20 protein-coding genes and 1 pseudogene are annotated in these 22472 nt (G+C 61.7%); 9 read left to right on the top strand and 12 right to left on the bottom strand.

What is annotated here, in order from left to right; all coding sequences use genetic code 11:
• Positions 1-284: 284 nt before the first annotated feature.
• A pseudogene (locus tag QAO71_RS10770) lies at positions 285-1999 on the top strand (nitrite reductase).
• Between the two features lie 54 nt (positions 2000-2053).
• Here the strand turns inward: QAO71_RS10770 and QAO71_RS10765 are convergent.
• Complete coding sequence (locus QAO71_RS10765) at positions 2054-2407, bottom strand: YbaN family protein (protein WP_235818233.1); 354 nt, start codon at positions 2405-2407, stop codon at positions 2054-2056.
• Between the two features lie 6 nt (positions 2408-2413).
• Positions 2414-3154 carry a Crp/Fnr family transcriptional regulator gene (locus QAO71_RS10760; RefSeq protein ID WP_280164411.1) on the bottom strand — a complete coding sequence of 247 codons (741 nt, stop codon included), beginning with the start codon at positions 3152-3154 and terminating at the stop codon, positions 2414-2416.
• A gap of 182 nt (positions 3155-3336) precedes the next feature.
• On the opposite strand from QAO71_RS10760, the gene hemN reads away from it, so the two are divergent.
• The 4 genes from hemN to QAO71_RS10740 all read left to right on the top strand — a co-directional run bounded on the left by hemN (position 3337) and on the right by QAO71_RS10740 (position 9679).
• Positions 3337-4719 (top strand): oxygen-independent coproporphyrinogen III oxidase, encoded by a 1383-nt coding sequence (gene hemN, locus QAO71_RS10755; protein ID WP_280164410.1) that lies wholly within the window; start codon positions 3337-3339, stop codon positions 4717-4719.
• A gap of 77 nt (positions 4720-4796) precedes the next feature.
• Entirely contained in the window at positions 4797-5921 is a 1125-nt protein-coding gene (locus tag QAO71_RS10750) for a metallophosphoesterase (protein ID WP_280164409.1), read from the top strand.
• Positions 5918-8578 carry an AAA family ATPase gene (locus QAO71_RS10745; RefSeq protein WP_280164408.1) on the top strand — a complete coding sequence of 887 codons (2661 nt, stop codon included), beginning with the start codon at positions 5918-5920 and terminating at the stop codon, positions 8576-8578. The genes QAO71_RS10750 and QAO71_RS10745 overlap by 4 nt, the downstream gene beginning before the upstream one ends.
• A gap of 114 nt (positions 8579-8692) precedes the next feature.
• Positions 8693-9679: a diaminopimelate dehydrogenase gene (locus QAO71_RS10740; RefSeq protein ID WP_280164407.1), complete on the top strand. Its 987-nt coding sequence runs from the start codon at positions 8693-8695 to the stop codon at positions 9677-9679.
• 103 nt (positions 9680-9782) lie between these two features.
• On the opposite strand, the gene QAO71_RS10735 is transcribed toward QAO71_RS10740, so the two are convergent.
• Positions 9783-10958, bottom strand: coding sequence for an NnrS family protein (locus QAO71_RS10735; protein ID WP_280164406.1), 1176 nt, complete (start codon positions 10956-10958; stop codon positions 9783-9785).
• Positions 10959-11031: 73 nt separating this feature from the next.
• On the opposite strand from QAO71_RS10735, the gene QAO71_RS10730 reads away from it, so the two are divergent.
• Positions 11032-11466: a hypothetical protein gene (locus tag QAO71_RS10730; protein ID WP_280164405.1), complete on the top strand. Its 435-nt coding sequence runs from the start codon at positions 11032-11034 to the stop codon at positions 11464-11466.
• Here the strand turns inward: QAO71_RS10730 and QAO71_RS10725 are convergent.
• Entirely contained in the window at positions 11461-12000 is a 540-nt protein-coding gene (locus QAO71_RS10725; RefSeq protein ID WP_280164404.1) for a hemerythrin domain-containing protein, read from the bottom strand. The genes QAO71_RS10730 and QAO71_RS10725 overlap by 6 nt on opposite strands.
• 164 nt (positions 12001-12164) lie before the next feature.
• Between QAO71_RS10725 and norR the strand changes: the two genes are divergently transcribed.
• From norR to QAO71_RS10710, 3 genes are all read left to right on the top strand, one after another.
• Positions 12165-13694: a nitric oxide reductase transcriptional regulator NorR gene (norR, locus tag QAO71_RS10720; RefSeq protein WP_280165676.1), complete on the top strand. Its 1530-nt coding sequence runs from the start codon at positions 12165-12167 to the stop codon at positions 13692-13694.
• 445 nt (positions 13695-14139) lie between these two features.
• On the top strand, positions 14140-15369 hold the full coding sequence (locus QAO71_RS10715; protein WP_280164403.1) for an alpha/beta hydrolase: 1230 nt from the start codon (positions 14140-14142) through the stop codon (positions 15367-15369).
• A gap of 111 nt (positions 15370-15480) precedes the next feature.
• On the top strand, positions 15481-17487 hold the full coding sequence (locus QAO71_RS10710; protein WP_280164402.1) for a U32 family peptidase: 2007 nt from the start codon (positions 15481-15483) through the stop codon (positions 17485-17487).
• Between the two features lie 242 nt (positions 17488-17729).
• Here the strand turns inward: QAO71_RS10710 and QAO71_RS10705 are convergent, their stop codons facing one another.
• Genes QAO71_RS10705 through QAO71_RS10670 form a run of 8 tightly spaced genes read right to left on the bottom strand, consistent with a single transcriptional unit; the run spans position 17730 to position 22467 of the window.
• Positions 17730-17960, bottom strand: a complete 231-nt coding sequence (locus QAO71_RS10705; RefSeq protein WP_280164401.1) for an AlpA family phage regulatory protein — start codon at positions 17958-17960, stop codon at positions 17730-17732.
• A gap of 48 nt (positions 17961-18008) precedes the next feature.
• Entirely contained in the window at positions 18009-18236 is a 228-nt protein-coding gene (locus QAO71_RS10700) for a hypothetical protein (RefSeq protein WP_280164400.1), read from the bottom strand.
• A complete protein-coding gene (locus tag QAO71_RS10695; RefSeq protein ID WP_280164399.1) occupies positions 18233-18790 on the bottom strand; it encodes a hypothetical protein in 558 nt (185 codons plus the stop codon). The genes QAO71_RS10700 and QAO71_RS10695 overlap by 4 nt, the downstream gene beginning before the upstream one ends.
• A complete protein-coding gene (locus QAO71_RS10690; protein WP_280164398.1) occupies positions 18787-19152 on the bottom strand; it encodes a hypothetical protein in 366 nt (121 codons plus the stop codon). The genes QAO71_RS10695 and QAO71_RS10690 overlap by 4 nt, the downstream gene beginning before the upstream one ends.
• The gene (locus QAO71_RS10685; protein WP_280164397.1) at positions 19149-19925 is read right to left on the bottom strand and encodes a hypothetical protein; all 777 of its coding nucleotides are present in this window, start codon (positions 19923-19925) and stop codon (positions 19149-19151) included. Before QAO71_RS10685 ends, QAO71_RS10690 begins: the two co-directional genes overlap by 4 nt.
• A gap of 1 nt (position 19926) precedes the next feature.
• Complete coding sequence (locus QAO71_RS10680) at positions 19927-20382, bottom strand: hypothetical protein (protein ID WP_280164396.1); 456 nt, start codon at positions 20380-20382, stop codon at positions 19927-19929.
• Complete coding sequence (locus QAO71_RS10675; protein ID WP_280164395.1) at positions 20375-20644, bottom strand: hypothetical protein; 270 nt, start codon at positions 20642-20644, stop codon at positions 20375-20377. The genes QAO71_RS10680 and QAO71_RS10675 overlap by 8 nt, the downstream gene beginning before the upstream one ends.
• The gene (locus QAO71_RS10670) at positions 20641-22467 is read right to left on the bottom strand and encodes a DNA cytosine methyltransferase (RefSeq protein ID WP_280164394.1); all 1827 of its coding nucleotides are present in this window, start codon (positions 22465-22467) and stop codon (positions 20641-20643) included. Before QAO71_RS10670 ends, QAO71_RS10675 begins: the two co-directional genes overlap by 4 nt.
• Positions 22468-22472: the final 5 nt, after the last annotated feature.

Raw genomic sequence — 22472 nt, 5'->3', positions numbered from 1 at the left:
CAAGGATCATGCCAGTGTCTAACATGCTGAAAATGCTGGGTTATTTTTATTTGTGGTTTTTATAACCTAGATTGAATTGGGTTTAATAAACCATTTGTGGTTTAAATTACCTGATTTTGCCTGCGATGGTATGTCGCACCCTGTTGTGTGCGTCAGCTTGACGCATAAACACTTGACAGAGGTCAAACGTTCCGTTTCACGGATCCTCCATGATGCACTCACGTCGACACTGACCAACCGCTGTACCTGATTAGCCAACTATGTTTTCCAGGAAAGGACTGCACATGAGAATGACCAAACCGTTGACCACTGCAATCAGTGTATTGGCACTGACGATAACCGCCGCTGCATTCGCCCAGGGCTCGGACCCGGAAAAGGCAGCTGCAGCCTACCAGGGCGAAGCTTCCGCCGTTGATCCGGCCTTGGCCAGAGTGGTACATACCCCTGGCGCGCCGGATCTGAGCGAAGCCGATTTCGACAAGGCCAAGGAAATCTACTTCCAGCGCTGCGCCGGTTGCCATGGTGTACTGCGCAAAGGTGCCACCGGCAAGCCGCTGACTCCGGATATCACCCAGCAGCGCGGCCAGGCCTACCTTGAGGCGCTGATCTCCTACGGCTCACCCGCCGGCATGCCTAACTGGGGCACCTCCGGCGAGTTGACGCCGGAAGAGATTACCCTGATGGCCAACTACATCCAGCACGAGCCGCCGACTCCGCCGGAGTGGGGTATGGCCGCCATGCGTGACAGCTGGAAGGTGCTGGTCAAGCCGGAAGATCGCCCGACCAGGCAGCTGAACAAGCTGGACCTGCCGAACCTGTTCTCGGTGACCCTGCGTGACGACGGCAAGATTGCCCTGATCGACGGTAACAGCAAGAAAATCGTCAAGACCATCGACACCGGTTACGCGGTCCACATCTCGCGCATGTCCGCCTCGGGGCGCTACCTGCTGGTGATCGGCCGCGACGCCAAGATCGACATGATCGACCTGTGGGCCAAGGAGCCGACCAAGGTGGCGGAAATCAAGGTGGGCATCGAGGCCCGCTCGGTGGAAACCTCCAAGTTCGAGGGCTTCGAGGACAAGTACGTGATCGCCGGTGATTACTGGCCGCCGCAATTCACCATCATGGACGGCGAAACCCTGGAGCCGCTGAAAATCGTCTCCACCCGCGGCATGACGGTGGACACCCAGGAATACCACCCGGAACCGCGCGTGGCAGCGATCATCGCTTCCCACGAGCATCCCGAGTTCATCGTCAACGTCAAGGAGACCGGGCAGGTCATGCTGGTCAACTACGAAGACCTGGACAACATGAGCATCACCAATATCGGCACCGCGCAGTTCCTGCATGATGGCGGTTGGGACAGCAGCCACCGCTACTTCATGACCGCAGCGAACAACTCCGACAAGGTGGTGGTGATCGACTCCAAGGACCGCAAGCTGGCAGCCATCGTGGACGTGGGCAAGATCCCGCACCCGGCCGGGGGGCCAACTTCGTGCATCCGGAATTCGGTCCGGTGTGGGGCACCAGTCACCTGGGTGATGACACCATCTCGCTGATCGGCACCGATCCCGAGAACCACCCCGAGCAGGCCTGGAAGGTGGTGGATACGCTGAAGGGGCAGGGTGGTGGTTCGTTGTTCATCAAGACTCACCCGAAATCCACCAACCTGTACGTGGATACCACCTTCAACCCGACCGCGGCGGTTGCGCAGTCGGCTGCGGTATTCGACATCAACAACCTCGAAGCTGGCTTCAAGGTGCTGCCGATTGCCGAATGGTCGGGTATCGAAAGCGGCTCGCGCCGTGTGGTGCAGCCCGAATACAACGAGGCAGGGGATGAGGTCTGGTTCTCGGTGTGGAGCGGCCAGGATGAGGAGTCGGCTATCGTGGTGGTCGACGACAAGACCCTGGAGTTGAAGAAGGTGATCCGTGACAAGCGGTTGATCACGCCGACCGGCAAGTTCAACGTGCACAACACTCAGCACGACGTGTACTGAGCCCTATGCCCTGGCCGGGTTTCCCGGCCAGGGCATGTCATGTACGCGGCAATTTCAACTCTCCCGCCGCGTCCATAACCACAAAGCCACACAAGGCAGAAACAGGCTGAGAAACCAGCGCAGAATCATCGGCGCTGGCAACAGCCAGATCATCAGGATGCTGCTGAGCATCAATCCGCTGGCCAACCATTTGGCCCGGCGGGGCACAGCGCGGTGATCCCGCCAATTGCGAATCAGCGGTCCGTACTTCTCATGCTTGAGCAAACGTGCTTCCAGCTCCGGCCAGCCCCGCGAGCCGGCCCAGGCCGCCACCAGCAGAAAGGGCGTGGTCGGCAAACCCGGCAGCAACACCCCCAGAGCACCGAGTCCCAGCGCCAGCGAAGCGACACTGCGCCATAGCAATTTCATCAGCATCTAGTTGTTGTCGGTTGCGATTAAACCTGCCTTGTACTCGATATGCTGCTGACCGCCGGCAAACTCGTTCAGCAGATTGGTAATGCTGGGGATGCTGATATGCCGGGCGCGGCTATCAATCAGCCCCCGCTCGCGCAGATTGGCGATGGCGCGGGAAAAGGTCTCTGGCTTGATCGACAATCGCGCGGCGATCAGGCTCTTGGGCAGCACCAGCTCGATCTCGGCACTGTCCTTGGCGCGATCGCGGACCTGGCTGACCAGATACAACGCCAGCCGCTGGGTGGCGTTCTGCAAGGTCAGGTTTTCCAGCTCATCCAGACGCTGATGCAGGCGCACGCTCATGTGGCCGAGCAGGTGCAGGCAGGTGTGCGGGTTCTGTTCCAGGTGCCGGAGCATCAGGCGATTGGAGAAGCCGATCAGCTTCACCGGCTCCAGTGCCTCGGCGCACACCGGGAATACCGATTTCTGCATGAACATCACCGCCTCGGCAAAGGTGTTGCCGGGGGTAATGATCTCGACCACCTTCTCCTTGCCGTCGGCGGAAATGCGGAACAGTTTCACCTTGCCGGAGTGCACCAGATAGAAGCGCTCGGCGGGATCACCCTGGCGCTGGATCAACGCTTGCGGGGCGTGGTCGCGTACCTGGGCGTCGGCCAACAGCTCTTCCTGAGCTTGGGGGTTGAAATGAGAAAACAGCGAATGATCCAGAATCATCTGCCGTTGTTCCTGAGTCAGAGCCATATCTGCCGCCTTTGAGTGATTTGTTGCAGGTTAAGCATTTCCGATTGTACAGGCCAGACCTCCCGGAAGTATTTTCCTGCAAAGATTGATCCCCGGTCTTCTTGATATGCGTCAACGTGGCGCACCCCGGAAGGGCGTAGTCTCGCGGCCATAAAGAAAGCCTCGCACCGGAGCACCCATCCATGTCCGATTCAGTCAGTTGGGACGCCGGCCTGATCCGCCGCTATGACAAGGCAGGCTCGCGTTATACCGCCTATCCCTCGCCTGCCCATTATGCCGAAGGCGTGCTGCCGGCTGATCTGATCACGGCGTTGCAGGAGAGCCGTACTGCCGGCCGACCGCTGTCCTTGTATGTGCACATCCCGTTCTGCGCCAATATTTGCTATTACTGCGCCTGCACCAAGATCATCACCAAGGACCGCAGCCGGGCGCAACCTTACCTGCAATCCCTGGAGCGCGAGATCAGGCTGACCAGCCGCCATCTGAGTCCCGGCCAGCGGGTCGAGCGGCTGCATGTGGGCGGCGGTACGCCGACCTTTCTCGGTCATGACGACCTGCGCCGGCTGATGGAGCGTCTGCGTAATGCCTTCACGCTGCATGAAGATGACACCGCTGACTACAGTATCGAGATCGACCCGCGGGAAGCGGACTGGGCAACCATCGGCCTGTTGCGGGAGCTGGGCTTCAACCGCATCAGTTTTGGGGTGCAGGATCTTGATCCGGATGTGCAGCGAGCGATCAACCGCCTGCAAAGTCCGGAGCAGACCCAGGCCGTGGTGGACGCTGCGCGGGCATTGGCCTTCCGCTCGGTCAACATCGATCTGATCTACGGCCTGCCGGGCCAGACGCCCGACTCCTTTGCCCGTACCGTGACCAAGGTCATCGAGATGCATCCGGACCGGCTGACCTTGTATAACTATGCCCACCTGCCGGACCTGTTTCTGCCCCAGCGCAAGATCAGCCTGGCGGAGTTGCCCGATTCGGACAGTCGGCTGGAGATCTGCCGCAGAAGCTTCGCCCAGTTACTTGCGGCGGGCTATCGGCATATCGGCATGGGTCAGTTCGCGCTGCCGGATGACAGTCTCAGCAACGCCCAGGAGATCGGCCGGCTGGCGCGCGGCCTGCAAGGTTATATGTCGGGAGAGCAGGGCGATCTGATCGGGCTGGGCGTCTCGGCCATCAGTCAGGTGGGAGATCTTCACTGTCGCAATACCGGCGACATCAAGCTGTACCAGGAAAGCCTGGGGCAACACCGGTTGGCATTGCACCGCGGCCTGAAGTGTTCCGCCGATGATCGGCTACGGCGGGTAGTGATCAACCGCCTGCTCTGCACTTATCAGTTGCGCTATGCGGATATCGAACAGCGCTTCGGCATCGACTTCGCGACCTATTTCGCCGATTGCCAGGGGATGCTGGGGCAACTGCACCGCGACGGCGTCATTCGCCTGGACGTGACGGGTATCGAGGTCTTGCCGGCAGGCCGGCCATTGATAGCCAGCGTATGCATGGTGTTCGATGCCTATCAGCATGTCACTGATCGGAGTCGGTACGCCCAGATAATCTGAGCAAACGGAGTGTTGCGTCACCCTTCGGCACCTCTTGCGTTTACAATCCGGACATCAGCCCCGGACGAGGAGAGGACATGCCCCGCTTTCTGCATACCGCCGACTGGCAGATCGGCCGCCAGTACGACCGCTTCGGCCCGGAAGACGGCCCCGCGCTGGCCCAGGCGCGGTTGACCGCTGTGGAGCGGATTGCCGCCCTGGCCACCGAGCTGGCCGTGGATGCGGTATTGGTGGCAGGCGATGTGTTCGATGCCCAGACCATCTCCGACCGAACGGTGCGGCGCCTGTTCATGGCGCTGCAGGGGTTTGGCGGGCCCTGGGTCATGCTGCCCGGCAACCATGATGCCGCATTGGCGGAAAGCATCTGGAGCCGCGCCCGGCGGCTGAATGCCATTCCCGATAATGTCCATGTGCTGCTGACCGCCGAGCCGCTGCTGCTGGCCGAGCAGGGGCTGGCGATTCTCCCGGCACCGCTGACCCAGCGCCAGACCTTCAGTGATCTGACCGATTGGTTCGACCATGCGCCGACACCGCCGCAATTGCTGCGAATCGGCTTGGCCCACGGCAGCGTGCAGGGCATTCTCGCCGAGGATATCGACTCGCCCAACCCCATCGACCCGCAGCGCGCCGTGCGCGCACGCCTGGACTATCTGGCCCTGGGTGATTGGCATGGCTGCCGGCAGATCGACGATCGCACCTGGTACAGCGGCACGCCGGAGCAGGACCGCTTCAAAAGCAATGGCGCCGGCCAGGTGCTGGATGTGCAGATCGAAGCACCCGGCGCCGCACCGCAGGTAAAACCTGTCGCCATGGGCGAGTTCACCTGGCTGCAATGGCAGCGACGGCTGCAGGTGGCCTCGGACCTGGATGCCTTGATCGAGGAGCTGGAGCAGATCGAGCGCAGCAGTGTTATCAGCCTGACCCTGGAAGGGGAGCTGGATCTGGCGGGCGAGCAGCGGCTGCAAGCGGCCCTGGGCCGCGCAGAAGCGCGGCACCGGGTGCTGGAATGCCAGCTGGATGGCATGCGCCTGCTGCCTACCGAGGCGGATATCGCGGCGCTGCAGGCCGATGGCTACCTGGACGAGGTAGTCGGTCAGTTGCGCGATATGCAGCAGGCCGACGAGCCGGAAGTCGCCCGGGAGGCACTCGCGATCCTGGCGGGGCTGCTGCGCGAACGGCAGGCCGGAGGGGCAGCGGTATGAAGCTGGAACAGTTACGTATCAGTCAGTTCCGGCAGTTTCGCGAGCCGCTGGTCATCGACGGTTTCGGCCCGGGGCTGAACCTGATCTGCGGACCCAATGAATCCGGCAAGAGCACCCTGGTGCGTGCCATCCGCGCGGCGTTCTTCGAGCGGCACAGCTCCGGCACGCTTACCGACCTGCGGCCCTGGGGCGATTCCGGCGCGGCGCCCGAGGTGGAGCTGCGCTTTTCCCACGCCGACCGGCAATGGCAACTGAGCAAGCGTTTCCTGCAGCGCAAGCGCTGTGACCTGACCATCGATGGCCAGCGGTTCAATGGTGATGAAGCGGAGGAACAGCTCGCCGCCATGCTTGGCTTCAACGTCGCGAGCCGGGGCGCGAGCAAGGCCGAGCACTGGGGCATCCCCGGGCTGCTGTGGATCGAGCAGGGCATGGGTCAGGAGCTGGACGAGGCAGTCAGCCATGCGGGTGATCATCTTAAATCGGTATTGGGCGCGAGCCTTGGGGAAGTCACCAGCAGCGGAGGCGACGAGGTTATCAGGCAGGTCCGCGTCCAACTGGATGAACTGCTCACCGGCACCGGCAAACCCCGTGGCGATTACAAACTCAGCGGTGAGCGCATCGCGGTGCTGGATGAAGAGCTGCAGGCGCTGGATCAGCGCATCGGCGCCTATCGTCAGCAGGTCGACCGCCTGGGCGAACTGCGCCAGCAACAAGCCCGCGATGAAGCTGACAAGCCCTGGGAGGCGCTGCGCGTGCAGCAGCAGGAGGCCGAGCGCAAGTATGCCGAAGTCCAGCGCCAGACCGAGGAGCAGCAGCGCGACCTGCAAGCCTTGGAGCAGGTACGCGGCCATCGGCAGATAGTGCTGGAGCAACTGCGCAGCCATGAGGAGCAGGCCAAGGACCTGCAGCAACGCCAGGGCAGATGCCAGCAGCTGCAGCAACAACTGGAACAACTCGCCGGGCAGCAGGCCGAGTTGGTGGCTGCGCAGGATGCTGCGCTGGCCGCCTATCAGCAGGCCCAGCAGCAGGAGCGCCAGGCACGGCAGTGGGCCCGCCGGGAGACCCTGGAGCGGGAGCGGCAGCGGTTGCTGAAGCAACAGCAACAGTTGCAGCTCAGTCTGGAGCAGGCGCGCCTGTTGCAGAACGAATTGGTTACTCAGCAGCAGGTGCTGGCCGCGGTGCGGATCAATGACCAGCAGTTGGCCCAACTGGAACAATTGCATAACCAACTGCGGGAGCTGGATATTCGCCAGCAGAGCATTGCCACGCGGCTGCGCTATGAACTGCTGCCCGGTCAGCAGCTCAGCCTGGATCAGCAGCAGCTCAGTGGCAGCGATGAGTTGTTGCTGCTGCAGGAAACCCAACTGGACATTGCCGGTATCGGCAAGCTGATCATCACGCCCGGCGGCCAAGATCTGGCTACCCTGGCCCGCAAGACCGAACACGCCCGGGACCAGCTCCAAGTCTTGCTGGAGCAGTTGCGCGTCAGCTCGCTGGATGAGGCGCGGGAGCAACTGCAGCTTGCCAAGGCCCAGAACGCCGCTATCCATGCCAACCGCAAACTACTGGCCAGTCATGCGCCCGCCGGTATCGAGGCGCTGGAGCAGGACGCGGCCGGTGTTGTTGCGCGTCTGGCCGAGCTGGAGCAGGAGCTGGGTGCTCTTGAGATGCCGGTGGGAGAGGCGACCGTCGCTACGGCGGCCGTCGCTACCGGCCTGGCCGAGCAGATACTGCAGCAGGCCGCCGCACAGTTGCAGCAGCGTGAAGCAGCCACCGGCAAGCACAATGAACAACTTATCGGTCTGCGCCAGAATCTGGCCAGCGCCGAAGAAGAATGTTGCCTGCTGCAGACGCGGCTGGATGATCCCCAGCGTATGCAACAGCAGCGCAAGCTCAATGACAACCTGCTGACGCTGCGCGCCGAAGAGGCGCGGCTGGAACAGCAAAGCAATGAGCGCGCCGCGCGTATTGCCAGCGCCCGACCGGACATCCTGCAGCAGGACATCCAGCGCTACCGCAGCAGCGCCGCACAACTGGAACAGGGTTTCAACCAGCGCCGCGAAGAGCTGCTTGCGCTGCAGGGCAGGCTGCAGGGGGAGGGCGCCGATGGCCTGGAAGAGCACCGTGCCTCCCTGGCCGCCGAGCTGGAAAGCGAGCATCGCCGCTACCATCAGCTCGACCGCCGCGCGCGGGCACTGGCGCTGCTGCACGACCTGCTCAGCGAGAAACGCCAGCAACTGACCCGGCGCCTGCAAGCGCCGCTGCAGAAGCATCTGGATCATTACCTGCAACTGCTGTTTCCCCAGGCAACGCTGGAGGTCGATGAAAACCTGATGCCCGGCCGCCTGCTGCGCCATGGTCAGGACGCCAGCGAATTCGCGGCACTGAGTTTCGGCGCCCGGGAGCAGATGGGGCTGATCAGCCGGCTGGCCTATGCCGATCTGCTGCGTGAAGCCGGCCGCCCGACACTGATCATTCTGGATGATGCCCTGGTGCACAGCGATCAACCCCGGCTGGGGCAGATGAAACGCATCCTGTTTGATGCGGCCCAGCGGCATCAGGTGCTGCTGTTCAGCTGCCATCCGGACAAGTGGCGGGACATGGGCGTGCCGGTGCGCGAGCTGGAAGGGCTCAAGACCGCTGCCATCGAGGGTTGAGGCGACGCATTGGCCGTCAGGGCCGAAAACGCCGTCACAGTCTGTATAATTCGCGCTTTACCCCCGCATGACTCAGGGTGGGGTTGGCACACAGAGAAAGGGTCAGGTCTTCATATGCAGCGCAAAATCAGAATCGGCATCGCCGGCTACGGCAACCTCGGAAAGGGCGTGGAAATGGCCATTGCCCAGAGCCCGGACATGGAACTGGTCGGCGTTTTCAGCCGCCGTAATCCGGCCGACGTGCAACTGCTCGACAGCAACATCCCGGTGCATGCCCAGAACGATATCGCCCAGTTTCGTGACCAGATCGATGTGCTGATCCTGTGCGGCGGCTCGAAGAACGATCTGCCCGAACAGGGGCCGGCCCTGGCCGCCATGTTCAACACGGTCGACAGTTTCGACACCCACGCCACCATCCCCGAATACCACGCTGCAATGGACAGTGCCGCCAAGCCGGCGGGTTACACCGCGATGATCTCGGTGGGCTGGGATCCGGGACTGTTCTCCCTGAACCGCCTGTACGGTGAAGCCATCCTGCCGGTTGGCGCCACCTACACCTTCTGGGGCAAGGGTCTGAGCCAGGGGCATTCCGATGCCGTGCGCCGGGTACCAGGCGTCAAGGCGGGCGTGCAGTACACCCTGCCTGCTGAAGCCGCGATCGAGCGCGTTCGCAACGGCGAACTGCCGGAGTTGGCTACCCGCGAGAAGCACAAACGTGAATGCTACGTGGTGCTGGCTGACGGCGCCGATGCGAAGGAAGTCGAGCAGAACATCGTCAGCATGCCGCACTACTTCGCCGACTACGACACCACCGTCAACTTCATCAGCGAGCAGGAGCTGCGCCGCGATCATGCCGCCATGCCCCACGGCGGCGTCGTGATCCGCAGCGGTACCTCGGACGCTGGTACTACCCAGGTCATGGAATACACCCTCAAACTGGGCAGCAACCCCGAATTCACCGCAGCGGTACTGGTTGCCTATGCCCGGGCAACCTGGCGTTTGAATCAGAGCGGCGTGATTGGTGCGCAGACAGTACTGGACGTAGCGCCGGGGCTGCTGTCGCCCAAGTCAGGCGCGGAGTTGCGTAAGGAATTGCTGTAAGTCGGGCCCCTCTCCCGCAAGCTAGCGAATCCGTTTCGAGCCGCACGGCTTACGCTCTCCCCCTCGCGGGAGAGAGCTGGGGAGAGGGGCAAACAACCCCAGCCTATCCCGGCCGCCCATCCGGCCGCGGCGCCAGCAGAATCGGCGCGTAGTACCAGACGAACAAACCAAACGCCACCGCCCAGCACAGGCTCGCCAGCCAGAACCCGGTCTGGGGCAGGGCAATGGTCAGCCATACCCGCAGCGGTACCGCCAGGTTGATCAGGATAAAGGCCAGACTCATGGTCCTGGCTGGCTGCAAAGGCCGGCCGGTATGGCCGAGGCTGACGCGCGAGATCATCGCCAGGATCATTCCGGCCATGCCGCCAATCGCCAGCAAATGGGTGGCCTGGCTGAAGCCGCCGAACCAGCCGCCATGCCACAGCGCCATGGCAATCAATGCCAGCGCCAGCCAGGCGTAGGACAGATGCAGCGACCAGAGCAGCGGCACGGTCCAGATCTTCGGATGATGCCAGCGCAGCAGGCGGACGACATGCCCCAGGCCCAGCAGCAGATAGAGGGGCGCCTGCCATAGCGAAGGCCGCAGGCCGATACCGCTCAGCATGAGCAGGGCGATGAAGATACTGCCGGCCACCAGCAGGTTATCCAGCCGGGGCCAGGCCTCGACCGGTTCCTGAAGGCCCAGCCCGCGCTGGGTAAAGAAAGGAATGACCCGACCACCGATCAGGCCCATCAGTCCAGCAATCAACCAAAGGGCCGCGACGGCGCCGTGGCGCTGCAGGGCGAAGTCATTGCGCTCCAGGCCAATCAGCGCCAACAGATTGCAGAAGGTCAGCAGCCCCAGCATGAGGATGATCGGATAGTTGCGCACCTGCTTCACCTTCCACAGTGAACGGCCTATGGCCACCGCGACCAATGGCAGAAACGCTACGTCCAGCGGGATCAGCAGCCACAGCGGCGCGCCGAACAACCAGAGCAGGCGGGCGAGCAACCACAGCGCCGCCAGCAACAGCACCGGCATACCGGTCAAGGCCGGTACCCCGGTCCAGGCCTGGATTGCGGTCAGCAGAAAGCCGGCGACGATCGCCACGCCGAAACCGAAGACCATTTCATGGCGATGCCAGGCCAGCCAGCCGCCAGCGGGTGTCAGATCGATGTGTCCGAAGTAAGCGGCGATCCACAGCGGCACGGCGAGAACGGCAAACAGGCTGCCCGCAAGAAACAAGGGGCGAAAGCCCAATGCAAACAGCGCGGGTAGATGGGTACGACTGTCCGGCATGAAAATCTCCTGATTGCTTGTTATGCTCGTTGCGCGCCGTGTCAGGCTACGCCTTTCTTTCTGGAACAACTGTATGACATATCTGTTGATTAAAACGCTGCATCTGCTCGCTGCGATGGCTTTTGTCGGCACGCTGTTCTTTCAGGTACTGATTCTGGCGCCGGCGGGTCGGCGTCTGGACGCGTCGGTTCGTGGCCCCATGAGCCAAGCCCTGGGGCAGCAGGCGCGGCGAGTGATTCATGTGGTTGCCATCATGCTCTACGGGGCTGGGCTGACGTTGGCGTGGCGTTATCGCGGTGTGCTGGCCGATCCCTTTGCCAGCCATTTCGCCACGCTGCTCAGCCTGAAGATCCTGCTGGCGCTGTTGATCATAGGGCATTATGCCGCGCTGATCTTTCTGCGCCGCGGCCAGCACATCGGCGAGCGGGGCATGCACCTGATCAATGTGAGCCTGCTGGTACATGCCGTGCTGCTGGTCATCTGCGCCAAGAGCATGTTCGTCCTATAGCGTCTTCCCGGCCGCCGGGCCATCGAACAGCACTTCGTTTTCCAGCTGGATATGCTGGGCCAGGTCCCGGCAGAACTCGTCCAACCCCCGGTAAAGCGTCTGCCAGGTATTGCAGGCGTGGGGTGGAGCGGTGATGTCGTTGGTCAATGCGTACAGCTGGTCCAGCGCCTGATCGTGTTGGTCATGCTCGAAACGCATCACGCTGATCGGCCCGCGCGATAGGCTGTGTTCGCCGCGTAGCAGCATGGGGAACAGGATCTGTTCCTCCTTGGACATATGACTTTCCAGTGCCTGCTGAATATCTGAAAGATGGTCAGTCAGCCCGCTCGGGCATTCCGCGTGATCCCCATGCACCTGTTCAACACGGCGAGCGAGACGAATCAGTTCCGGCAACTGTTCACGGTGGCGCTGGTGATAGCGGATCAGGATATGGTGAATCAGGTCATCCGTAGGCGCCTGCGCCCAGACTTGCTGGTCATCGCCCACCGCCGAGCCGGTGATTGCGGTGGAAATGTCAGGTGAATGGTGGGACATGCTGATTACTCCGATAGGGGAATGAACAACCGCAGCTTCTATCGATCAACCCAGCAAGACATATGCCATACGCAATTAATTGAATTTTAAAGGAAATTATTTTTATTGGTTGTTTATACCCTGCTGCGTTATGGTTCTCCAAACCATATGGGGTGCATATGACCATGATTGAAGATTTTCTCTTGCCTGATCTGGTGGCAGAGTTGCCGGCTGCGGTCCGCCTGCAACGCCTGGTGCAGGTGTTGCGCGAAAGCTTTACCTGCGGTGCGGTAGTGCTGTTGCAGCGCGAGGATGATTGCCTGCGGCCGGTGGCTGCGGTCGGGCTGGTGCAGGACGCTCTGGGCCGGCGTTTTGACCTGGCACGGCATCCACGTCTGGCGGCGTTGCTGTCACGCCGGGAAATCACCAGGTTCGAGTCCGACAGCACCTTGCCTGACCCCTACGATGGGCTGCTCGATGAGTCACCGGGCGAACCGCTGCCGGTGCACGACTGCATGGGTGTGAGCCTGTACGTGGAAGGCGAGCTCTGGGGCGCTTTGACCCTCGATGCGCTCAAGGCCGGCACCTTTGACGAGCGCGCCCGGATCAAGTTGCTACGCCTGCTGCCGTTGGTCGAGGCGTTGTTGCGGGTAACCCGGCTGGAGCAGGAGAACCGCGCGCTGCGCATGGTTCGCGCCGATGATCATCGGGCGCTGCCGGGCGTCCAACAGCATGGCATCGTCGGTCACAGCCCGGCGGTAACGCGCTTGCTGGACGAGTTGGCGGTGGTGGCAGATTCGGACCTGACGGTGCTGATCACCGGTGAAACCGGCGTCGGCAAGGAACTGTTCGCCCACTGGCTGCATCGCCACTCACCTCGGGCGAACAAACCGCTGGTGCAGGTCAACTGCGCTGCGCTGCCGGAGTCTCTGGCGGAAAGCGAGCTGTTCGGTCACGTTAAAGGTGCCTTCTCGGGCGCCAGCAGTGATCGGGGCGGGCGCTTCGACGCGGCCAACGGTGGCACGCTGTTTCTCGATGAAGTCGGTGAGCTGCCGCTGCATGTGCAAGCCAAACTGCTGCGTACCCTGCAGAACGGCGAGATTCAGCGCCTGGGTGCTGACCAGCCGCTGCGGGTGGATGTGCGGATCATCGCTGCCACCAACCGCAACCTGGCCGATTCAGTAGCCAAGGGCGACTTCCGCGCTGACCTTTATCATCGCCTCTCGGTCTACCCGGTACCGGTCCCGCCATTACGAGATCGGGACAATGATGTGTTGCTGTTGGCAGGCCATTTCCTCGAACTCAACCGCGCCCGCCTCGGGGTGCGCAGTCTGCGCCTGTCTCCGGATGCCGAGCAGGCGCTATTGACCTATGACTGGCCGGGTAACGTACGCGAGCTGGAACACGTCATCAGCCGAGCGGCGATCAAGGCATTGGGGCGTAATGGGTCCCGCCAGTCCATGTTGTCGCTGGATGCGGCGCTGCTGGATATTCCCATCGGCGGTGGCAATGCCAGCACGAGTAGTCCTGATGTTCAGGCCACAGCTGATGCTGAAAACATCCAGCCGTTACGCATTAGCGTGGAAGCCTGCCAGCGTGAGCAGATCCGCCAGGCTCTGCTCGCCGTTGATGACAATTGGAGCGCCGCAGCGCGCCTGCTGGAGTTGGATGCCAGCAATCTGCATAAGCTGGCGCGGCGGCTGGGGCTGAAGTAACTCGCCTGAAACATCCGCGCCGATGGCCTGCCTTCCAGGCCATTGGCGCGGATGCTCTCCAAACTCGTAGCCTGACGCGACTGCGCGCTTCGTATCACCCATTTGAGTGGTGCCTTTTTAGGGTGATATCAGCGTAGTTTATGGAGCGGCAGATCATGCCGTCTCGACTAAGCTCATGAATGCGCTTGGGCTGTCTGCGCCCAGGTAGTTATTACAAAAACAATGGAGGTTTACCTTGCGCATCACACCTTTTCCCCTGGCTGCTTTACCCCTTACCTTGAGTGCCTTATTGCTGACCGGTTGTCTCGGTGGAGGCGGCGGAAGCAGCAGCGGTGGTGATTCTGATGATGATATCGCACCGCCAGAAATGACCAGAGAGCATGATGATCGCGTTTTCACACCAGTAGTTGCTGAGATTGCGGCCCGCCCTGGCAGCAGCACTTATGTGGGTACCTATAATGGAATTCAGGGTGGAGCGGTCTATGTCGTCGAAATCCCCGATGAATGGGATGGCGATGGTCTGATCATGTATACCCATGGCTATCGCGGTACCGGTGAGAATCTGCTGCCATCGGTACCGCAGGATCCATGGCGTGATGCAGCACTGGCCGCAGGGTACGCCTGGGCTTCGTCATCCTATTCGGCCAACTATTACGATGTGCGAGCTGGTGTCGAAGACACCAACAAGCTGGCGCTGAACCTCATCGACTATCTCGAGGCAGACCATGGTGTGCGGTTTCTCGAACCCAATCAGTACCTGATTTCTGGTGAATCTCTCGGCGGTCATGTTGCTGCGGCGGCGGTGGATCGCGAGAACATGGAAAGAACCTTGAGCAAGGTGCCTTATGCGGGCGCCATGCCGATGTGTCAGGCGGAACAGAACCAGTTCCAGTGGCTGGGCGACTATCCCCGGGCGGTGATGGAGCTGAGCGGCTATGGTGACGCGGATTATGCAGACTTCCAGGACCTGCTGCCGCAGATGCTCGGTACCTTATTCAATTTCAACGGCACCTCACCGGACTGGAGCTCGCCGCGCGGGGTGAACGGCGAGCGGCTCGTAGGCATTGCCCGCAATCTCACCGGTGGGGAGCGTCCGATCTTCGACGAAGGCTTCGCGGTTAATATGTGGCAGGGTGCGGTGCTGGGTACCGGCGGCTCTGAGGGTGATATCGAAGGTATTCTTGCGCGTAACGGCTACGGCAATGAAAATCAGGTTTATCGTTGGACCAGCGATCCGGAGCCGACCGCGGATGAGCTGGCCTTTAACGAACAGATCGCGCGAGTCAGCGCTGATGAGGACGCCAATCTACAGCGGGAAGATGGGGTGCGTTGGATTCCATTGGTCCAGGGGGATTTCGAGGTGCCGGTGCTGACCTTGCACACGCTGGGTGACTTCTATGTGCCGTTCCGGCATCAGCAGCTGTATCGCGAGGGGGCTGAGGCACATGGCAACGAAGATCTGCTGGTGCAGCGCGCCATTCGGGCAACCGGCCACTGCGAATTCTCCAGCCAGGAAGTTACCCGGGCGATGAACGACTGGCTGGACTGGGTGAATGACAACGACAAACCGGCCGGGGATGAAGTGCTTGACGCTACAGTGGTAGCTGATGCGGACTACGGTTGTACCTTCACCAACCCTCAGCGGCCTGGCTTGCCTGCCTGCGGAGCGAACTGAGCTGAACCAGCCATGGCGAAAAGTCGCCATGGCTGGCCGCGCATCACCTGATCGTGCAGCATTCTGCCGTAACAGCTACAATCTGCCGTTTTTCCACTCGACGGTTCTGCCATGCCCCTTCCCAAGCACCATCTCGAATTGCTCAGCCCAGCCCGGGATGTCGCCATCGCCCGTGAGGCCATCCTGCATGGTGCCGATGCCATCTATATCGGCGGCCCGAGTTTTGGCGCGCGGCATAACGCCGAGAACAGCGTGGCTGATATCGCCGAGCTGGTGCGCTTTGCCCGGCTGTTCCATGTACGCATCTTCGTCACGCTCAACACCATTCTGCATGACGACGAGCTGGAAGGGGCCCGGCTGCTGATCCATCAGCTCTACGACGCCGGTGTCGACGCACTGATTGTGCAGGACATGGGCGTCATGGAACTGGACCTTCCGCCGATCGAAATCCACGCCAGCACCCAGTGCGATATCCGCACCCTGGACAAGGCCCGGTTCCTCGATCAGGCCGGTTTCTCCCAGTTGGTGCTGGCCCGGGAGCTGAACCTGCAGCAGATCAAGGCGATCCATGCGGAGGTCGACTCGACCATCGAGTTCTTCATCCACGGTGCCCTATGCGTGGCCTTTTCCGGGCAGTGCAACATTTCCCATGCCCAGACCGGCCGCAGCGCCAACCGTGGCGATTGCTCTCAGGCTTGCCGACTGCCGTATACCCTCAAGGACGAGCATGGCGGCGTGGTCGCCTATGAGAAGCATCTGCTGTCGATGAAGGATAACAATCAGAGCGCCAACCTGCGCGCGTTGGTCGATGCGGGTGTGCGCTCGTTCAAGATCGAAGGGCGTTACAAGGACATGGGCTATGTGAAGAACATCACCGCCTATTACCGCCAGCGGCTGGACGATATTCTGGAGGACCGCCCCGATCTGGCGCGCGCTTCCAGCGGTCGTACCGCCCATTTCTTCGTGCCCGACCCGGACAAGACCTTCCACCGGGGCAGCACCGATTACTTCGTCACCGACCGCAAGATCGATATCGGTGCCTTCGATTCACCGACCTTCACCGGCCTGGTGGTGGGCGAGCTGCAGCAGGTGCGCAAGCATGATCTGCTGGCGGTGACCCACGAGCCCCTGTCCAATGGGGACGGCCTCAACGTCCTGGTCAAGCGCGAGGTAGTAGGGTTTCGCGCTAACGTTGCCCAGGAGCTGGCCCGTTATGAGGAAGAGGGCGAGCCGCGCTGGCAGTACCGTATCGAGCCCAACGAGCTGCCCGAGCAACTGCGCCGCGCGCGCCTGCCGCAAACGCTCAGCCGCAACCTGGACCATAACTGGCAGCAGGCCTTGCAAAAGACGTCCGCAGAGCGTCGTATCGGGCTGCGCTGGCATGCCGAGCTGAGTGCCGACAGCCTCAAGCTCACCGCGATCAGCGAAGAGGGCATCGAGGTCAGCCATCAGTTGAGCGGTCCGTTCGAGCCGGCGAAAAAGCCCGAGCAGGCTCTGGAGCAACTGCGCGACCTGCTGGGTCAGTTGGGCACCACCCAGTATCACGCTGAGCAGGTGGAAATCGACGCGCCGTTCGTACCGTTCGTGCCCAACTCGCAACTCAAGAGTCTGCGGCGGGAACTGATCGACCAACTGAGCGAGGCGCGTATCGCTGCTTTCCCACACGGCAATCGCAAACCGGTCAGCGTACCGCCACCGGTATATCCGCAATCACACCTGACCTTCCTGGCCAACGTCTATAACGAAAAGGCTCGGGCGTTCTACCAGCGCTACGGCGTAGAACTGATCGACGCCGCCTACGAGGCGCATGAGGAAACCGGCGATGTGCCGGTGATGATCACCAAGCACTGCCTGCGCTTCTCCTTCAATTTGTGCCCCAAGCAGGCCAAGGGCGTCACTGGAGTGCGCACCAAGGTTGCGCCCATGCAACTGGTCCACGGCGATGAGGTACTGACGCTGAAATTCGATTGCAAACCCTGTGAAATGCACGTCATCGGCAAGATCAAGGGCAACATCCTCAACCTGCCGCAGCCCGGCAGCGGCGCCAATATCGTCGGCTCGATCACCCCCGAGGATCTGCTCAAGACCATTCGCCGGACACCGCGGCAGAACGCCTGATACCACTGGCTGATCGGGCTCATGCTCGATCAGCGGACGGTATCAGTCCATCGGTCGCGAGCTACCGGAGGGTTGTTTTCTTGCGGGAGGAACGGCGAAGCGAAGGCAGCATTAGCGACGTGCGAAGCTGATCGATCATCTTGAATGGAGCGGGTGAAGGGAATCGAACCCATCAATGGCTACAAGCCTTGGCGTGGCTTTCGCGGCTTCGCTATACACCACGCTATACAAGATACTCAGCGCTAAGCTGCGTGGTCGCGTCTCTGCTTGCGCGTCTCTACCCATTCTTGCACCTCCGATAGCGTCCAGGCAATCGATGCGTTTCGGGCGGTGCTGTTGCTGATCGGCACCGGCTTTGGGAATGTCGGGTCGGATTTGCGCAGGCGGTCGAGGGAATCCCGGCTTTTGTATCCGATCATGCGCAGTACTTCCGGGGCGCGAATAAGGGTGGTGGTGGGATCAATGATGCTCATGTGGTGGCCTCCCGGCTTATAGGGTGATGCTCAAGATGGCGAGCGGTGTCAGTTGGGGATCTCGGTGCCGATCATCTGGCCGGCGAGAACGGCAGTGGCGCACATCTCACTCAGCAGCTGCTCTGCATGGCCCATATCGAGTGCATGCAGATATCCAGAGAACATGCCGTCCTGAGTCATGTAGTCGAAGGTGTAGAGGTGCCACTCTTGGCCGCGCACCTCGGCTGTGATCGGCAGGGAGACCTTTTTGCTGGTCTCGGCAATATGGCGGGTCACGGCTGGTCTCCCTGCATGGCGGTGTTGATGGCGTCTGCGATCTGCTCCGCGATGCCGCCCTGAAAGTCGCACTCAACGATGGCGCCGGGAGCAAAGAGCGCCACCGATCCCGCGTCGTTCTCCACCTCAATCTCGATGCGGTATCCAGGCGGCAGCACTTCGGCAGCGCGCTGAATAGCCTGCTCTGTCTCGGCATCCTTGCGCAGCCGCTCGCACTCGGCCTGCAGTTCTTCCAGCTTTCGCCGCACCGGCTCGGTGCCGTTCCAGTTCCCTGGCTCACCGGTGCCGCCGCTGACCAGCCGGTATATCTCGGCAATGGTGGCATTGGCGGTGCGCGCTTCCTGGGCGTGACACTGAGCCTCAAGCTGCAGGCGGTCGCAAAGGACTTGCAGGGCTTCGTAGTCGCTGAGGCGGATAAGTGCTATGTCGCACGTCTCGGCAATGTGGCCGTCATTGCCACCCATGGCTATAAGCTGATTCTTGAACCAGCCTGCGAAAACGTTGGCTTCATCCGGATCAGTCCATGCCACCACCTCCGGCTTACTGGTTGTCATGGCTGGGCTCCTTGGTTGCGCGCTTCGCACTGGGCCGCCAGCTTCAGCAGGTTCTGCGTCGTTGGCTTGAAGCCAGTTGTGTCCGGGTAGCCTGCAAGCTCATGGCCATGCGGGAATACTGGAAAGTCGCCCGCCCAGCACCACCAGTCACCAATAGCAAAGGCGCTCCATAGCGTATTCCACTCGGAGCCTTCGCCCCAGTAATCGACCTCTCCTCCGACACTCCAGATATGGCTGACCCGAGACCCTTGCTCCCATGCAAGCGCGCTGGGTTCTTCCTTGTCGATCCATGCGTGCTCGAAAATCGTGGGTGCTATCTCAACCAACCGTTTACTCAGTTTCTTCTCGATGCGTGCTTTCATGCCTGGACACCTCCCTGCTTACGGTGAGCGGCGAGGGCGTCGTCTACGATCAAGCCAACCTCAGCAGCAGAATTAGCCTTGGCGCAGGCCATCAGCGCCTCCACCAGCGCCGCCACGTCCGGCGCGGGCCGTGCAGCAGTCTTCCGTACTTCGTGCGGCACCTCAATCGCCTGTCCGTTCTGGTGCAGCATCATCGCGAGGTTGCCAACGTCAAGCGGATCGGCCTTGTGCAGGTGGTCGTAGAGCAGCGCGCTTAGGTGCGGGGCCGTCGCGTTCTGCCAGCCGTGGCGCCCTTTCTCTCGCGACGCTGCCAATTTGTCTTTCATCGCCACAGCGAAGCGATCAACGGCGGCGTCATCAGGGTGTGGATCGGGCTTCTGCTCTGCGGGCTGCGGGGCGGTGTAGAGCGGCTGCAGGCTGACGTCGCACCCACGGCTTTTCCAGTGCCGGCATGTTTCGTCTGCCAGCAGTGGAGATAAGTGCAGCGCCAGCAGCGGCTTCTTAAAGTCGCTCCGCATGCATTCGGCCAGCCACGCCACCGGCTCCCCCTGCGCAGCAGGCGCAGCGGAATGAGCACGACTAGTGCGAGTGTTCCATGCGTCAATGGCGTTCTGTAGCGGCCCTGGCTTCGTGACAGTCAGACCGCAGCTTTGGCAATGGACGGTATCGTGTGCACCACCCACATCGAGCGATCCACAGCATGGGCACTCCGCAAGCGCGCCGTCGAATGTGTAGCGAAGGCCTTCCACTGCCACCAGTTTGTAATCAGCCATATCAGTAGCCTCCCCAGCACAGTGATTCGATGTACTCGTCCTGGCCGCATGGATGGTCACCGTCGCCAGGGATGTGGCCGGCCTCCAGCATCCGTTCTGCCTCGGCCATAGCCAGTGTCGCCTCGGACAGGCTGCGCTTGGCGTGCCATATGCGATGGTGCTGGCGTGCCACCAGGGACTGCAGGGCGAGGCGCTTGTCCGGGTAGCAGTGCCGGGCGCGACCATCCTTCGACACGCGCCGGCGGTTGCGCTTGATTGACTTTTTCCTGGCCTCGTCGGACAGACACTGCAGGTATCCGTGGCAACTATCGCTCACAACGTAGTAGAAGTGTGGCGTCTCACCCACCACGATGAAGCGCCGACAGCTTATGTGGACGCCGCGCTCATCTAGGTCGGTGACGTATCGGTAATGGTCTGGCCATTGCTTGCTCTGGGTATTGTCGGCGCGATCAGTCATGGCTACCTCTCAGCATGCTCGGATGCATGTCACAGCTTTCATCAAACGCGGGCGGGTCTGGATATTCCAGATAGCTCGGGGTCAGTTCGTGCCGCGGCGGGTGCGCGGCCTCAGCCTCCAGCCGCTGCCCATCGATTGCCCGCTGGTGGATCTGCCGGGCAAGCACTACAAGGTCGGCATTGGTCATCCACTGGCCGTCGATGCCCTGGAGCTGGGTCAAAGTGCCGGTGTTGGTTTCCATAGTTTTGGCATTGAGGTTCATGCTGCCTCCTGTAGGGGCTGGCGCCAGGGGTTGTTGGCTGCAGCGATCGCGGCCATGGGCGGCGGGCTGACGCTGTTGCCGCACATGTGGACCTGTTCAGATTTGGTGAATCGGCGGCCGTCGTGGCCGTGTGTGATGATGTAGTTCGAAGGGAATCCCTGAGCGGCATACAACTCATGTGGCTGCAGCATCCGCAGGCAGATATCGACGATCACATACGGGTCGCCACCGATCCAGACGGTGACCAAGGCCAGGCGGTCCTTGGTTGTCAGCGTATCCAGCGGCTGGTTCAGTCCCTGCCATTGACCGCCCTCGCTGTAGTACTTCATAAGGAAGGCTGCGCAACGCAGGGCGCCGGCTTCCACTTCCGGCGACAGCTTGAGCTCAACCAGGGCCGTTTTGCCTCCGCCGCCCGCAGTTATTGTGGGCGTTGGCTCGTCTACGCCCTGGCCGACGCTGGCCCCGAACTGGCGGGACAGGAAGGCGCTTACCAGGCCGTGGTGCTGACCGCCAGCGCTGATGGTGTGGAGCGGGGCGGCCACATCCCTGGAGTCGCAGTTGCCCCGCAGATGCAGCAGGTTGGCTGTGACCAGCTGCTGTTGGCTGCCGGTGTTGGTGATGGTGGTGGTCGGGTCGGTCAGCGGCTTCGAGTGGGTGGTGTTGAATCCGCCATTGGCCTGGGCGAGGAAGGCGGTAGCCACTCCCATGGCATGTGCAGCGCCGGCCGGGCGCTTGTAATTGCCGCCAGAGGTGATAGTTGGCAACGGTTGCTCGAGAGTTTCCCCGCCATGATCAAAGCGAAACTTCACCAGGTGAGCCGAGGCCAACGCGAACGATCCGCCACGCGGCCATGCCGTGACCGTGTTGAGCGGCTGGTCAGTTGGATGAATCGCATCCTGCGACCAGTTAGCGATCGGCACGATGAACGGCTTGGCCTTCTCGGTCACCTCTCGCCGGATACCCTTGGCGATGCGGCGCATTGTGGCGTCAGCCAGCGGCTTCTTGCGAGTGAAGATGCTCTGGCTGGGCACGCTCCAGTCGATACATTCCGCTGCCGTGCGGTAGGGCTTCTGGCCCTTCGCCGGCTTGGCCGCGTGGGTTGGCTCTGGCCAGACGATAGGCTGACCATCACAGCGGGCCACCAGAAACAGCCGCTCCCGGCTGGTTGGTGCGCCGTACTCGCAGGCCCGCAGAATGCGGTGCTCCACCTGGTACCCTAGGCTTTCCAGCTGTGCCAGAAAACGCCGCCAGGTGCGGCCCTTGCGCTTCGGGTCCGGTACCAGGAACTGCTCGCCCCGCGGCACCCGCTCGCCCGGGATGGCCACGGTGCCGTCCAGCTTCATTACGCGGCCGGTCTTTTTGCAGCGCTTCGCAATGAGCGGGCCCCAGCTGCGGATCTGTTTCACGTTCTCCAGGCTGATGACGCGCGGCTTGCCGATGCCGGCCCACTTGCTGACAACCCATGACAGGTCGCGGATCTCCTTCTTCCGTGGCTGCCCGCCAGCTGCCTGGCTGTGATGAGTGCAATCTGGGGAGGCGTGGAACCAACCGATCTTTCGACCGGCCAGAACCTGCACTGGATCCACTTCCCATACATCCGTTTCCAGATGCAGTGCGCCGGGATGGTTCGCCTGGTGCATGCTGATTGCGGCGGGATTGTGGTTGATCGCAATGTGGACCGGGCGACCAAGGCCCATCTCCAAGCCGGTGCTGGCGCCGCCGCCACCGGCGAACAGGTCGACGTTTATTTCCTCGTCCAGCTCGGACAATGGGAGGCCGTACTGCCCTTGGAATGCCAAGGCAGGGAGTTGAAGTGAAGTCATATGGA

This window comes from Halopseudomonas sp. SMJS2 (assembly GCF_029866945.1).
Lineage (GTDB): Bacteria > Pseudomonadota > Gammaproteobacteria > Pseudomonadales > Pseudomonadaceae > Halopseudomonas > Halopseudomonas bauzanensis.
The sequence above is the reverse complement of the archived record's forward strand: the minus strand, read 5'-3'. Positions and strand labels throughout refer to the sequence as shown.

What these genes read in the sequence shown, in the direction of transcription:
- QAO71_RS10710 (WP_280164402.1), top strand. Translation starts at nt 15,481, where the DNA reads ATGCCCCTTCCCAAGCACCATCTCGAATTGCTCAGCCCAGCCCGGGAT.
- QAO71_RS10765 (WP_235818233.1), bottom strand. Translation starts at nt 2,407, where the DNA reads ATGAAATTGCTATGGCGCAGTGTCGCTTCGCTGGCGCTGGGACTCGGT.
- QAO71_RS10750 (WP_280164409.1), top strand. Translation starts at nt 4,797, where the DNA reads ATGCCCCGCTTTCTGCATACCGCCGACTGGCAGATCGGCCGCCAGTAC.
- QAO71_RS10735 (WP_280164406.1), bottom strand. Translation starts at nt 10,958, where the DNA reads ATGCCGGACAGTCGTACCCATCTACCCGCGCTGTTTGCATTGGGCTTT.
- QAO71_RS10670 (WP_280164394.1), bottom strand. Translation starts at nt 22,467, where the DNA reads ATGACTTCACTTCAACTCCCTGCCTTGGCATTCCAAGGGCAGTACGGC.
- QAO71_RS10705 (WP_280164401.1), bottom strand. Translation starts at nt 17,960, where the DNA reads ATGAGCATCATTGATCCCACCACCACCCTTATTCGCGCCCCGGAAGTA.
- QAO71_RS10730 (WP_280164405.1), top strand. Translation starts at nt 11,032, where the DNA reads ATGACATATCTGTTGATTAAAACGCTGCATCTGCTCGCTGCGATGGCT.
- QAO71_RS10760 (WP_280164411.1), bottom strand. Translation starts at nt 3,154, where the DNA reads ATGGCTCTGACTCAGGAACAACGGCAGATGATTCTGGATCATTCGCTG.
- QAO71_RS10695 (WP_280164399.1), bottom strand. Translation starts at nt 18,790, where the DNA reads ATGACAACCAGTAAGCCGGAGGTGGTGGCATGGACTGATCCGGATGAA.
- QAO71_RS10680 (WP_280164396.1), bottom strand. Translation starts at nt 20,382, where the DNA reads ATGACTGATCGCGCCGACAATACCCAGAGCAAGCAATGGCCAGACCAT.
- norR (WP_280165676.1), top strand. Translation starts at nt 12,165, where the DNA reads ATGATTGAAGATTTTCTCTTGCCTGATCTGGTGGCAGAGTTGCCGGCT.
- hemN (WP_280164410.1), top strand. Translation starts at nt 3,337, where the DNA reads ATGTCCGATTCAGTCAGTTGGGACGCCGGCCTGATCCGCCGCTATGAC.
- QAO71_RS10745 (WP_280164408.1), top strand. Translation starts at nt 5,918, where the DNA reads ATGAAGCTGGAACAGTTACGTATCAGTCAGTTCCGGCAGTTTCGCGAG.
- QAO71_RS10690 (WP_280164398.1), bottom strand. Translation starts at nt 19,152, where the DNA reads ATGAAAGCACGCATCGAGAAGAAACTGAGTAAACGGTTGGTTGAGATA.
- QAO71_RS10685 (WP_280164397.1), bottom strand. Translation starts at nt 19,925, where the DNA reads ATGGCTGATTACAAACTGGTGGCAGTGGAAGGCCTTCGCTACACATTC.
- QAO71_RS10740 (WP_280164407.1), top strand. Translation starts at nt 8,693, where the DNA reads ATGCAGCGCAAAATCAGAATCGGCATCGCCGGCTACGGCAACCTCGGA.
- QAO71_RS10675 (WP_280164395.1), bottom strand. Translation starts at nt 20,644, where the DNA reads ATGAACCTCAATGCCAAAACTATGGAAACCAACACCGGCACTTTGACC.
- QAO71_RS10725 (WP_280164404.1), bottom strand. Translation starts at nt 12,000, where the DNA reads ATGTCCCACCATTCACCTGACATTTCCACCGCAATCACCGGCTCGGCG.